This window comes from Patulibacter sp. NPDC049589, from assembly GCF_040675535.1.
Lineage (GTDB): Bacteria > Actinomycetota > Thermoleophilia > Solirubrobacterales > Solirubrobacteraceae > Patulibacter.
This window is the reverse complement of sequence record NZ_JBFAPC010000161.1, coordinates 1-12,608: the sequence shown is the minus strand read 5'-3', so window position 1 is coordinate 12,608 and position 12,608 is coordinate 1. Positions and strand designations below refer to the sequence as shown.

The 12,608-nt window shown below is 75.5% G+C and carries 12 protein-coding genes; 7 read left to right on the top strand and 5 right to left on the bottom strand.

From position 1 onward, the window contains the following. Positions 1-57: 57 nt before the first annotated feature. Complete coding sequence (locus tag AB0L40_RS22555) at positions 58-1,542, bottom strand: replication-associated recombination protein A (protein WP_364360009.1); 1,485 nt, start codon at positions 1,540-1,542, stop codon at positions 58-60. 216 nt (positions 1,543-1,758) lie between these two features. Here AB0L40_RS22555 and AB0L40_RS22550 point away from each other — a divergent pair, with 216 nt between their 5' ends. From AB0L40_RS22550 to AB0L40_RS22540, 3 genes are all read left to right on the top strand, one after another. Beyond that, positions 1,759-2,652: an oxygenase MpaB family protein gene (locus tag AB0L40_RS22550; protein WP_364360006.1), complete on the top strand. Its 894-nt coding sequence runs from the start codon at positions 1,759-1,761 to the stop codon at positions 2,650-2,652. 280 nt (positions 2,653-2,932) lie between these two features. Next, positions 2,933-4,528 (top strand): calcium-binding protein, encoded by a 1,596-nt coding sequence (locus AB0L40_RS22545; protein WP_364360003.1) that lies wholly within the window; start codon positions 2,933-2,935, stop codon positions 4,526-4,528. Continuing rightward, a complete protein-coding gene (locus tag AB0L40_RS22540) occupies positions 4,528-6,249 on the top strand; it encodes a PKD domain-containing protein (RefSeq protein ID WP_364360000.1) in 1,722 nt (573 codons plus the stop codon). Before AB0L40_RS22545 ends, AB0L40_RS22540 begins: the two co-directional genes overlap by 1 nt. A gap of 334 nt (positions 6,250-6,583) precedes the next feature. Here AB0L40_RS22540 and AB0L40_RS22535 read toward each other — a convergent pair whose 3' ends face one another. Both AB0L40_RS22535 and AB0L40_RS22530 read right to left on the bottom strand, forming a co-directional pair. After that, entirely contained in the window at positions 6,584-7,153 is a 570-nt protein-coding gene (locus tag AB0L40_RS22535; protein WP_364359997.1) for a hypothetical protein, read from the bottom strand. A 33-nt stretch (positions 7,154-7,186) separates the two neighbouring features. Next, complete coding sequence (locus tag AB0L40_RS22530; RefSeq protein WP_364359994.1) at positions 7,187-7,354, bottom strand: hypothetical protein; 168 nt, start codon at positions 7,352-7,354, stop codon at positions 7,187-7,189. Between the two features lie 193 nt (positions 7,355-7,547). Between AB0L40_RS22530 and AB0L40_RS22525 the strand changes: the two genes are divergently transcribed. Together AB0L40_RS22525 and AB0L40_RS22520 are read left to right on the top strand one after the other, a co-directional pair. Further along, positions 7,548-8,879 (top strand): M20/M25/M40 family metallo-hydrolase, encoded by a 1,332-nt coding sequence (locus tag AB0L40_RS22525; protein ID WP_364359991.1) that lies wholly within the window; start codon positions 7,548-7,550, stop codon positions 8,877-8,879. Positions 8,880-8,907: 28 nt separating this feature from the next. Further along, positions 8,908-9,513 (top strand): NYN domain-containing protein, encoded by a 606-nt coding sequence (locus AB0L40_RS22520; RefSeq protein WP_364359988.1) that lies wholly within the window; start codon positions 8,908-8,910, stop codon positions 9,511-9,513. A 70-nt stretch (positions 9,514-9,583) separates the two neighbouring features. Here the strand turns inward: AB0L40_RS22520 and AB0L40_RS22515 are convergent, their stop codons facing one another. Next, positions 9,584-10,669 carry an ABC transporter gene (locus tag AB0L40_RS22515; RefSeq protein WP_364359985.1) on the bottom strand — a complete coding sequence of 362 codons (1,086 nt, stop codon included), beginning with the start codon at positions 10,667-10,669 and terminating at the stop codon, positions 9,584-9,586. Between the two features lie 126 nt (positions 10,670-10,795). Then, the gene (locus AB0L40_RS22510; RefSeq protein ID WP_364359982.1) at positions 10,796-11,668 is read right to left on the bottom strand and encodes a PhzF family phenazine biosynthesis protein; all 873 of its coding nucleotides are present in this window, start codon (positions 11,666-11,668) and stop codon (positions 10,796-10,798) included. Between the two features lie 124 nt (positions 11,669-11,792). On the opposite strand from AB0L40_RS22510, the gene mce reads away from it, so the two are divergent. After that, complete coding sequence (mce, locus tag AB0L40_RS22505; protein ID WP_364359979.1) at positions 11,793-12,203, top strand: methylmalonyl-CoA epimerase; 411 nt, start codon at positions 11,793-11,795, stop codon at positions 12,201-12,203. Positions 12,204-12,250: 47 nt separating this feature from the next. Next, positions 12,251-12,469, top strand: coding sequence for a hypothetical protein (locus AB0L40_RS22500; protein WP_364359976.1), 219 nt, complete (start codon positions 12,251-12,253; stop codon positions 12,467-12,469). Positions 12,470-12,608 lie beyond the last annotated feature (139 nt).

Sequence of the window (12,608 nt, the reverse complement as noted above, 5' to 3'; positions counted from 1 at the left end):
CCTCCGGGCCGCGCCCCCGATGCGGGCGCACCTCGGGAGGGTCGGCCGGCCGGGCGGCTACGGCGTGCGGCCGCGCGCCGTGCGGGCCGCGGCGACCCGGCCCTGGAGGACCGTCTCGTGCGGCGCCGGCTGCAGGAAGCGGACGTCCTCGAGGCCCTCCGGCATCAGCTCCTGGTCGCTCACGCCGCCGGGGTTGGTGTGCGGGTAGTCGTAGGAGCCCGGGTCCGCGCCGTCGCTGATCTTGCCGCGCAGGTAGGGCGGCGGCGGGGTCACGCCGTGCTCCTCGATGTGCGCCATCGCGTCGCCGATCGCCCGGTACGCGGCGCTGCTCTTGCCCGCCAGCGCCAGGCGGATCGTCACGTGCGACAGCGCGATCCGGCACTCCGGCATGCCGACCCGGTCGACGACCTCCGCCGCCGCGATCGCCAGCGGCAGGCACTGCGGGTCCGCCAGCCCGATGTCCTCCGACGCCGAGACCACGAGCCGCCGCGCGACCGTCCGCGGGTCCTCGCCCGCCGTCAGCATCCCGGCCAGGTAGTACACGGCCGCGTCGGGGTCGCTGCCGCGGATCGACTTGATGTACGCCGAGAGCAGGTCGTGCGGCTGGTCGGGGCCGGCCGTCACCGTCGCGCGGTCGAGCGCTGCTCCGGCGTTGCGGGACGTCACGCGGACCGGGACGACGGCGCGCGGCGTGTCCGCAGACTCGTCGCGGCCGGTGTCGCCGGTCATCGTCGCCGTGCCCGTGCGGGCGAGGGCGACCGCCGCGTCCAGGGCGCCGAGCGCGGTGCGGGCGTCGCCGGCGCTGCGGGACGCGAGGAGCTCGAGGGCGTCGTCGTCGGCCGTGACCTGGAGGGGATCGGGCGCGTCGGTGGCCGGCGGGACGGAGGTGGCGGTGGCGTGGGAGGCGTCGTCCGGCGTGGCCCCGGGGTCGGCGGCCCCCGGGACCCTCCGGTCGAACATCCGGCGCTCGATCGCCCGGCGCAGGAGGACGAGGACGTCGTCCTGGTCCAGCGCGCGCAGGCGGTAGATGCGCAGCCGCGACCGCAGGGCGGGCGAGACCGCGGCCCAGGCCGGCTCGGTCGTCGCCGCGATGAGGGTCACGAGGCCCTCCTCGACCGCGGGCAGCAGGGCGTCCTGCTGGGTGCGGTTGAAGCGGTGGATCTCGTCGATGAAGAGGACCGTCGGCGTGCCGGTCGCGGCGCGGCGCTCCTGGGCGCGGACGAGGGCCGCGCGGACCTCGGCCTTCCCCGCGTCGACGGCCTGGAGCGCCTCGACGGCGGCGCCCGCGGCGTCCGCCACGATCCGCGCGAGCGTCGTCTTGCCCGACCCGGGCGGGCCGTGCAGGAGCATCGCGTGCGGCATCCGGGCGTCGATCGCCGCGCGCAGCGGGCGGCCCGGGCCGAGCAGGTCCTCCTGGCCGACCACGTCCTCGACGACCCGGGGCCGCATCCGCGCGGCGAGGGGCGCGTCGTCGGGCACCGCGGGACGGCCGGCGCCGGTCGCGGCGCCGTCGTCGGGGTCGGGGACGAAGAGCCGGTCCACGGTCCGAGGATCGCAGGCGGGCCGGGCGACCGGGCCCCACGACCGGGGACGACGGCGACCTCGAGGTCCGCCGGGTCCTCGGGACCGCCGGAGAGCCGTGGGCCCCGAGCACAACCGGACCGCGGCCCGGGGGCGTAGCGTCGGACGAGCACGCGGTCGACCCCCGGACCGTCTCCCCCGCACCGCCCGCAGCCCCCGACCCCTCGGCCCTCACCCGTGCGCACCACCGAACCGGCCCTCGCCCTCGACGACACGACGCCGCCCGCGACCGTCATGTCCGGGGCCCACGCCAGCCCGGACGGGCTGTTCGACGACCACGCGATGATCCGGCGGGTCCACCGCGAGCGCGCCGTGATGCTCCACGGCGCGCGGACGCTCCTCATGCAGGCCGCGCACCCGCTGGCGTTCGCGGGGTTCTGGGGCTCGACCGCCGCGCAGGAGCCCGAGCGGGCCTATCCCCGCCTGCAGCGCACCGCCGAGGCGATGGCGACCGCCGTCTTCGGGCCCGCCGACGCGGCCGAGGCGATGGGCCGCCGCGTCCGCGCGATCCACGGGCAGGTCTCCGGCACGCTGGACCACGACGCCGGCCCGTGGCCCGCCGGCACCCGGTGGCGCGCCGACGACCCGGAGCTGCTGCTGTGGATCCTGGCGTCGCTCGTCGACTCGGCGCTCGTCGTCCACGACCGCTTCGTCCGACCGCTGCGGCCCGAGGAGCGCGACGCGTTCTGGCGCGACTACCGCGTCGTCGGCGACCTCTTCGGCCTGCGCCAGGCGGACATGCCGCAGTCGATCGTCGCCTTCGACGCGTACGTGGCGGACACCCTGGCGTCCGAGCGGACCCAGGTGCTGCCCGACGCCCGCGCCGCCGGGACGACGATCGTCCTCCAGCCCCCGGTCCCCCTGCGCCTGCGTCCGGTGATCCGCATCGTCAACGAGATCACCGCCTCGATCCTGCCGCCGAAGGTCCGCAAGGGCTTCGGCCTGCGCTGGGACCCGGCCCGCGACCTCGGCGTCGACGCGCTGGGCCTGTGGTCGCGGCGCGTCCTCTGGCCGGTCCTCCCCCAGGCCCTGGCCTGGACCCCGCACGGGACGCCGGCGCCCGTCCGGTAGGGCGGCCGGCGGGCCGGCCCCGGCCGCGTAGGCGGGGTCGGCGGACGGCGGGGGTCGGTCGAACCCCGGCCACACGCTGTCCACGATCGACCGCGGGTCCCGGCCACCCCGCGGCGGACGGCGGGGGTCGGTCGAACCCCGGCCACGCGGTGTCCACGATCGACCGCAGGTCGACGTCACCGTCCCCCGGCCGCGGCCCGCCGCGCCGCCGCCCGCCCGCGACGCAGATTCGGTGGTCCTACGGATGCGGGACCGCGTACACCGGCCTAGCGTCCCGGCGATGCCCCGTATCCCCCTCCTCCTTCGATCAGCGACCCTGGCCGCAGCCGCCACGATCGCCGCGCTGGCCGGCGCGACCGGCGCATCCGCGGCGATCACCCTGACCGCGTCGGGATCGACGATCACGGTCACCGGCTCCGGCGACAACGAGACCTACGTGGGCTTCACGAACACGTACGACCCGGCCGGGACCGTCACCTTCCGCAACAGCACCGGGGTCACGAACGCGACCGGGGGCGTGTGCGTCCAGGAGGACGTCACCACGCTCGGCTCGTACTTCCACTGCCCGAACACCACGACGGCGGTCGTCGCCAACTACGGGGCCGGGAACGACCGGTTCACCCTCGAGGGCGTCTGCATCCCCCAGGTGACGGCGGCGCTCGGAGACGGCTCCAACGAGTTCTTCCAGAGCTACACCGACGGGTGCGCGGGCGCGAGCCCCCGGCCCAAGCTGACCGTCACGGGCGGCAACGGCTACGACCTGCTCAACGGCGGGGTCGGCGACGACGTCATCAACGGCCTGGGAGGCAACGACGACCTCCGGGGCTACGACGGCAACGACACGATCGACGGCGGCGAGGGCAACGACACGCTGAACGGCCACGCCGGCGACGACACCCTGCTCGGCGGTGGGGGCGACGACAAGCTCTCGGGCCGGGAGGGCAACGACGTCCTCGACGGCCAGGCCGGGAACGACATCCTCGCCTGGAGCGACGATCCGGACCCGGGCGCCGACGACCTGCGCGGCGGCGCGGGCACCGACGAGGTCTACTTCAACTTCCACGCCTACGGCATCGCGGTCTCGCCCGACGACCAGGCGAACGACGGGACGCCCGGCGAGGGCGACAACGTCCGCAGCGACGTCGAGCGGTTCCGCCTGACCCCCGGCGACGACGTCTTCGTCGGCTCGCCCAACCGCGACATCGTCGACGGCTGGGGCGGGAACGACGAGCTGCACGGTGGCGGCGGAGACGACGACCTCGAGACCCAGGGCGGCGACGACAAGCTGTTCGGCGACGCCGGGAACGACAAGATCATCGGCGGCAACGGCAACGACGCGCTCGACGGCGGCGCCGGGCTGGACAGCCTCTACGGCGACTCGGTCAAGTGCGACGCCTACTCCTGCCTCGCCGGCGCGGACCGGATCAGCGCCCGCGACGGCGAGCTGGACACCGTGAGCTGCGGTGCGGGCGCCGACGTCGCGGTCGTCGACCAGCAGGACGTCGTGGCCGGGGACGGCTTCACGTCCTGCGAGTCGCTGGACCGCGCCGCCGCACCGCCGGTCGAGGACCCGAAGAAGGGCAAGACCGATCCCGGGAAGCAGACGGCGCCCGCGGCCTTCACCGGCGCCAAGGCCGTCGCCGGGCGGCGCCGCTTCAGCCTGTCGCTGACGCTCCGGGCCGCGGCGAAGGTCACCGTGACCGTCACCCGCAAGGGCGCGCGCAAGGCCCTCGGCAAGGTGACGTTCAAGGCGAAGAAGGGCAAGGTCAAGCGCGGCTTCTCCAAGATCGGCCGCAAGCGCCTGACGCGCGGCACCTACCGCGTCGTCGTCCGCGTCGGCAAGACGAGCCGGACGCTCACGGTGAAGGTGAAGTGATGCGCCGCGTCCTGCGGCTGCTGGCCCCGCTCCTGGCCTGCGTCGTCCTCGCCGCCCACGCGGCGCCGGCGCAGTCGGCCGTCACCGCGTCCGTCGAGCCGACGTACACGAAGACCGCCGGCAACAACGCGTTCTGGTGGCACTGGACCACGCCGTTCGGCAGCAACGGCAGCGGGCAGGGCGTCTACGCCGAGTACCTGTGCTTCAAGACCTACCGGACGCCCCCGCAGGGCGGCTCGCCGATCCTCGAGGAGGACTCCAACGGCTCGGCGGGCGGCCCGGGCTCGACGAACTGCTCCGGCTGGCTGGCGCAGAGCTCCACCCCGCAGTCCGGCGACTACGCCGCCACGCCGTACCAGCTCAGCACGGTCCTGCAGGACGGCCACCGCTACGACATGTGCGGCACGGGCTACTACCCGAGCGTGGTGATCTACCTGATCGACCCGACCGGGAACTCGGTCTGCCCGTGGACGATCATCGACCGCAACGCGCCGACGGCGGCGGTCGCGCTCGCGGGCGGTGCCACGTACGTCCGCGACGCCGCCGTGCCCGTCCGGATCGACTACGCCGACGCGACGAGTCCGCCGTGGGCGGGCAGCGGCGGGATCGCGTCGAACTGGACGTGCGTCGGGCAGGCGCCCTGCACGCCCGGCGGCGCCCCGAACGCCGCCTGCAGCGTCCCCGCGAACCCGGCGAGCCGGACGACGTCGTTCACCTGCTCGACGACGGTCCCCTCCGACGGGCGCTGGTACGTCTGCACCTTCGTCGCCGACAGCGCGATCCCGGACAACCCGACCGGCCCGAACCAGTTCGCGCAGGCGACGTCGGACAAGGCGAACCGCTCGGCCACGGCGTGCGACGACGTGGTCGTCGACCGCGCCCCGCCCCAGGTGACCGTGAGCGCGAACCACACGACGATCACCGCGGGCGAGTCGGTGACCTTCGCGGCCGTCGTCAGCGACGCGACGTCCGGCGTCCCCGCCCCGCACACCTGGGACTTCGGTGACGGCATCGGCTCCAGCACGGGGCTCGGCCCGAGCCACGCCTACGCGCAGCCGGGCACCTACGTCGCACGGGTGACCGCGACGGACGACGCGGGCAACCAGGGGAGCGCCACGGTCACGATCACCGTCACGGCGGCGGCCGGAGGAACGACCGGCGGGGGATCGACCGGCGGCGGGTCCACCGGCGGCGGGTCCGCGGGCGGCGGGTCCACCGGCGGGGGATCGACCGGCGGCGGGAGCGCCGCGACGGGCGGCGGCGGGGCCGGCGCGACGCTGACCGGCGGGTCGGTGTCGGCCACGGGCGGCGCGACGACCGTCGCCCCGCCGTCGGCGAGCTCGATCAGCAAGGACGCCGGGGGCGGCGGCACGCAGCAGGCCACCGTCGGCGCGCTGCGGATCGTCGCGCCCAAGCGGTTCGACCGCACGAAGCGCCGACTGCCGCTGCGAGCGACCCTCTCCAAGGCGGGCACCGTCGAGGTCGAGCTGCGCAAGGGCAGCAAGCGGATCGTCCGTGGCACCGCCGTCGCGAAGAAGGCCGGGACCGCCGGCATCACGCTGAAGCTCCCCAAGCGCCTCGCCGCCGGCACCTACCGCCTGCGCGTGGTCTTCCGGCCGCGGACGGGCCGTGCGGTGACGAAGACCCTGACCGTCAGGTTCCGGAGCCCCGCGAAGAAGGCCGCCCCGCGGGCCCTGGTCGGCGTGCCGGCCGCTCGCTGACGGCGGGGCCGGCCCGGTCCGCCGGGGGGCGCTCGGCGGGAGGCCGGGCCGGCCCGGCACGGGAGCGGCCGTCCGCGCCAGGATCGCGCCCGCCTCGGCGCTCTATTTCGCTGGTGAATGGATCCATTCATCTGCGACATGGAGCGCCGAGGCGCGTGTGACTTCGGCGCGGTCCGTCGCGGAGCCGGTCGCGCGCTACGGGACGCGGCGCGCGCCGGCGCGCGCGTCGCGAGTCGGGCATCGTCCGGCATCCGGCATCCGGCATCCGGCATCCGGCGTCGAGGCCATCGCCATCGGATCAGGCGTCGGATGTCGCGCGTCGGGTCTCCCCGGATCAGGCGCCGCGCGTCGGAGCGTCCGCGCCGGGCAGCGCCCAGACCGCCACCGCGGGGAGGGCGACCAGAAGGGCGAGGGTGAAGAGCTCGCCGACCGCGTCCGCCACGCCGAAGCCGCCGAGGTGGGTGGCGTGGAAGACCAGGTGCAGGACGGCGGCGACCGACCAGGAGGCGCAGAGCGGGACGACGAGCTCGCGCGACGGGCGCAGCGCCGCCCACGCGAAGAGGACCGCGAAGGCGCAGAAGAAGCCGCCGACGTCGGTGACGAGGTGCTGGTTGAACGGCGGCAGCAGGTCGACCCAGGCGCTGGGGAACGGGAAGTCGTCGAAGAACGTGCGCGGGAAGGACGCCGCCGGGATGCCCGTGAACGCGCTGCTGACGGCGAGGAGCCAGAGCGCCGTGCGGGCGAGGCGGAGGTCGCGGACCGCCGCGAGACCCCGGGCGGGGGCGACGCCGCCCGCCGGGCCCGGCCCCGGTCGCCCCGCCGCGGCCGGATCTCGTGTCCCCTCGGGTCCGCCACCCGCAGGCTGCGTCCCCCTCCGGCTCTCGTGTCCCCTCGGGTCCGCCACCCGCAGGCTGCGTCCCCCTCCGGCCGGCGCCGCTCACGAGGCCGGACCGGCCGCGGTCGGCCGCGTATCGGACGAGGTCCCGGCGCCGCCGGTCTCCAGCCACTCCTGGAACGTCGGGCCCGCACCGCCGAGCTCCGCGTCCCCGCACAGCACCCCGTCCCGCAGCGCCCGGCCGAGCCTCCCCGGGACGGGCATGCGCACGCCGATCCGGCCGCGGCCCGTGGCGCGGGACCACGCTCGGCCGGCCGACCGGCTCCGGCTCCGGACGGCCGCCGGACCGGGACCCGAACGGCCGCCGGACCGGGCGCCGGACCGGGACCCCCGCCGCCCCCGGCCGCTGCCGCCGTACACCCTCCGGACGAGGACCGCCCCGCCCTCCCGTAGCCTGGAGCAGGTGTCGACCACCGTCCCCGACCCCGCCGCCTCGCTGACCGCCACGGAGCTGCTGCAACGGCTGATCCGGTTCAACACCGTCAACCCGCCCGGGGACGAGCGCGAGGCGCAGGAGTTCCTCGCCGGGCTGCTGCAGGCCGCCGGGTTCGCGGTCACGCTCGTCGGCCGCACGCCGGAGCGCCCGAACCTCGTCGCGGAGCTCGGTCCCGAGGGCGGTCCGGCGGCCGGCCCGGTCCTCGGCCTCCTCTCGCACGTCGACACGGTCCTCGCCGCGGCGGAGGACTGGGAGCACGACCCGTGGTCCGGCGACCTCGAGGACGGCGAGGTCTGGGGGCGCGGCGCGATCGACATGAAGTCGCAGACCGCCGCCGAGGTCACCGCGGCGATCGACCTGGCGCGCTCCGGGTGGCGGCCCGCGCGCGGCGCGCTGAAGGTCATCGTCGTCGTCGACGAGGAGGTCGGCGGTGCCGAGGGTGCCGTCTGGCTGTGCGACACGCACCCGGACCTGGCCCGCTGCGACTTCATGCTCAACGAGGGCGGCGGCGCGCCGCTGCGGTTCCGCGACCAGCTGCACTACGGGGTCTGCGTCGGCGAGAAGGGCCCGCTGCGGTTCGGGCTGAAGGCCGGCGGCGTCGCCGCGCACGCCGCCACGCCCGGGCTCGGCGACAACGCCCTCGTCCGGCTCGCCCCGCTGATCACGCGCCTGGCCGAGGCCGACCTGCCGTTCGACGTGGACCCCGCGATCGTCGCGATGCTCGAGGGCCTCGGCCTCGACGGCACCCGCCCCGAGATCGCCTACGGGCAGCTGCGCGCGGAGGACCCGGCGCTGTCGGCCGCGATCGAGCCGATGGGCCGGATCACGTTCTCGCCGAACATCGTCTCCGCCGGCGACAAGATCAACGTCATCCCGGACCGCGCGGAGCTCCGCGTCGACTGCCGCGTCCCGCCGAACCTCACCACCGACGAGGCGAAGGAGCGGATCCTCGCCGCCCTGGCGCCGCTGCCCGACGGCGTCGAGGTCGACTGGGGCATGACCGTCCCGGGCAACAGCTCGCCCGCCCACGGCGAGCTGTTCGACGCGATCCAGGAGTGGCTCGGCGACCACGTCCCGGGCGCCGGGATCGTCCCGACGTTCCTGCCGGGCTTCACGGACTCGCGCACCTGGCGCGAGGCCTTCCCCGACCTCGTGGCCTACGGCTTCTTCCCCCACAAGAACCTGGAGCTGCGCGAGCAGGCCGGCCGCATGCACGCGAAGAACGAGCGGATCGACGTCGAGGACCTCGACTTCGCGACCGCCTGCTTCCGCGACGTGACCGTGCGGATCCTGGGGTAGCGCCCTCCCACCCTGCGAGGATGACCCCGTGACCGATCCGCGCATGCTGCTGCTGTGGGACTCGCCGAACATCGACATGGTGCTCGGGCAGCTGATCCTCCGGCGCAAGCCGACGGGGCGCGAACGGCCGCGGATCGACGCGCTGCGGGGCTGGTTGCGCGAGCGGGCCGACGAGACGGGCGACCGCGAAGGCGAGCGTCCGAAGGTCGAGGCCTCGGTCTTCGCGAACGTCACCGAGCGGACGTTCAACGGCGTCGTCGGCTGGGCGGAGGTCGTGCGCCAGCAGGGCTTCCGCATGTTCCTGAAGCCGAAGTCGCGCGACGACTCGGACGTCGACGACGACATCCTCGACCTGATCGCCGAGCGCCACCGCGAGGGCGGGCTGCGCGAGGCGATCCTCATGTCGCACGACGGCATGGCGTTCGTCGAGGCCGCCAAGACCCTGATCGCCGACGGCGTGCGGGTGACCGCGCTGGTCTTCCCCGAGCACGCCCACCAGCTCTGCCAGGTCGACGGGATCGAGGTCTTCGACCTCGAGGACATCCCCGGCCTCTTCGAGTCGCCGCTGCCCCGCCTGACGTTCCAGAGCCTGCCAACCGAGGGTCGCTGGCTCGAGCCGATCGGCGAGATCTAGAGGCCGAGGGTCCACGGGCGTTCCGCCGGCCCGGACGGCCGGCCCGCCCGCGCCGCACGCCGCCGCGCGGTCAGGCGTCGGGCGGCCCGAGCTCGCCCCGGCCCTTGTTGCGCCCGCCGGGGAGCCGCCCGGCGACCCGCGCCAGCGGCCCGATGGCGCGGCCGAGGTCGTGCGCCGCGTGCTGCATGCCGTCGAGCGCGGGCTCCAGCCGCTCGAGCTGCTCCCCGATGGCCCGGACCTGCGCCTCGACGGAGCGGACCCGCTCGGGCAGCTCCGGCAGCGCCGCGACGGCGGTGGCGAGGTCCGGCAGGACGCGGGTGGTCTCGGCGAGGCCCTGCAGCGCGTCGACGACCTTCGCGATCTCCTCGAGCGACGCGTCGAGGTTGCCCAGCGGGGCGAGCATCGTCTCGACGTTGGCCAGGGGGCGCAGGTGCTCCTCGAGCCGGCCCAGCTGGCGCAGCGTCTCGTCGAGGTCCGCCAGCCGGGCCAGGGCCTTCGACAGGTCCGCGAGCTGGTCGAGCGGGCCGTCCTCGGCCAGCAGCCGCTCGACGCCGCCGTCCTCCGCGAGCAGGCGGTCCAGCGTGCCGTCCTCCTGGACGAGCCGGTTGACGACGCTGCCCGGCGCGAGCAGCAGCTCGAGCGTGCCCTCTCGGGCGAGCAGCTGCTCGACGAGCCCGCCCGGCGCCAGGAGCCGGTCGAGGATGCCGTCGGGCTCCAGCGCGCGCTCGAGCGTGCCGCCGTCCTGCGTCAGCCGGTCGACGGCGCCGCCCTCGGACAGCAGGCGGTCGAGCGGGCCGTCGGGGACCAGCAGCCGCTCCAGCGGGCCGTCCGCGCCGATCAGCCGGTCGACCGAGCCGCCGGGCGTGAGCATCCGGTCCAGCGGCCCGCCCGCCGCGAGCATGCGGCCGAGCGGCCGGTCGTCGCCGGTCAGGACGGCGAGCTGCTCGAGCCGAGCGAGCGGGCCGGTCGGCGAGGCCAGCCGCGCGAGCTGGTCGACGACGCCGCCCTCGGCGATCAGGACCTGCAGCCGCTCGCCGAGCCCGCCATTGCGGCGCAGCGGACCCTGCGGCGCGGCGAAGTCCCGGGCGGCGAGGACGAGCTCCGCCGACGCGACGACGGTGCGTGCCGGCAGCAGCGCGAGCGAGAGGAGCCCCATGGATCGCGACGCTACCCGTTCGGGAGGGTCGCGTCGCGCGGGTCCGCACGACCGTCCGGGCCCGGCAAGCGGCGTTCGGGGCGGACGCCGCGGGGCGGCGGGCCGGGGGCGGACCCGGTCCGCGGCTCAGAGCGCGACGACGCCCGCGATGCAGGTGACCGCGTCGCCGCCGACCCAGATCCGCTCGCCGTCGTCGTCCACGTGGACGCGGCCGGCGCGCTGCAGCGCCGCACCCTGGGCTGCGACGTAGGAGGCCGGGGCCTCGTCCTCGTCGCGCAGCCACTGCGCGACGCTGGCGTTCAGGCTGCCCGTCACCGGGTCCTCGAAGCCGACCCGGACCACGCCGTCGGCGTCGGGGGCGGCCGGGAAGAACGCGCGGACCTCGAACGCCGTGCCCGACCCGTCGTCCCGCGGGCCGACGACGCCGAGCTTCGTGTCGCCCAGGATCCCGAAGTCCGCGGCCAGCGCGAGCACGTCGTCGGCCGAGCGCAGCAGGACCGCGCACCAGCCCGGGCCGTTGTCGACCCACGCGTGGGCGCGGATCGCGGCGCGGTCGATGCCCAGGCCCGCGGCGATCCGATCCACCAGCGCGTCGTCCAGCGGGCCCTCGCGCAGCCGCGGCGGGGCGGCGAACGCCAGCCGCGCGCCGTCGCGCCGGATCTCCACGAGGCCCGCGCCGCACTCCTGGACGATCCGGTCCGCGTCCTTCGGCGTCGCACCCGCGGTCAGCCAGGCGTGACAGCTGCCGAGCGTCGGGTGCCCCGCGAACGGCAGCTCGCCCGACGGGGTGAAGATCCGCAGCAGGTAGTCCGCGCCGCCGGAGGCGCCCTCGGCGGTCGGCGACAGCAGGAACGTCGTCTCCGACAGGTTCGTCCAGCGCGCGAACGACGCCATCTCGTCGTCCGTCAGGCCGTCGCCCTCGAGCACGACCGCGACGGGGTTGCCGCGGTACGGGACGTCCGTGAAGACGTCGACCTGGCGGAACGCACGGGAGCGCATGGCGCGATCTTCCCAACGCGCGGGGCACGCGGGCGGCGCGGGCCTGCGGCGTTCGGTGCGGGCGCGGCACCGGCCGTCCCGGGCGCGGGCGGGGCGGGATCGCCCGCGATATAGGCTCCGCACCATGTTCGACCGGATCGACCACCTCGGCATCGCCGTCGCCCCCGAGGACCTCGACGCCCAGATCGCCCACCACCGGGACGTGCTCGGCCTGCAGCTCGTGCACCGCGAGACGATCGAGTCGCAGGGCGTCGAGGCGGTGCTCTTCGACGTCGGCGAGAACCACGTCGAGCTGATCTCGCCGCTGGGCCCCGACACGGGCGTGGCGAAGTTCCTGGCCAAGAACGGCCCGGGCCTGCACCACATCGCCTACCAGACGACCGACATCGTGGCCGCCCTGGCGACGCTGAAGGAGCGGGGCGTGAAGCTCATCGACGAGGAGCCCCGCGGCGGCATCCGCGGCAGCCGCGTCGCGTTCCTGCACCCGAAGTCCACCGGCAAGGTGCTGACCGAGCTCACCGAGCCGGCGCACTGACCCCGCACCCCCTTCCCGCCCCGATCCACGAATCGATAGGAGAGCCCGTGTCCGACGACAAGCTCCGCGTCAGCATCGGCCTGGACAGCGCCCCGCCGCTGGCCGTCCGCCTCACCGAGTCCCAGCTCAAGTCGCTGCGCACCGCCCTCTCCGCGGGCGGCTGGACCGACCTCGAGGCCGAGGACGCCAGCGTCACGCTGAACCTCGACAAGGTCGTGTTCCTGCGCATCGACAAGGACGAGCAGAAGATCGGCTTCGGGCTCTAGCCCGGCCCGGCGCCGGGACCACGGCTCCCGGCGCCGCCCCACGGCGGGGCCGACGATGGCAGATCGGAAGAGCGTGGGGTTGGGGAAGAGTGTTTTAAGTGCGGGGTTGTTATAGGGGGGGGGCGGGTGATTAAAAAAG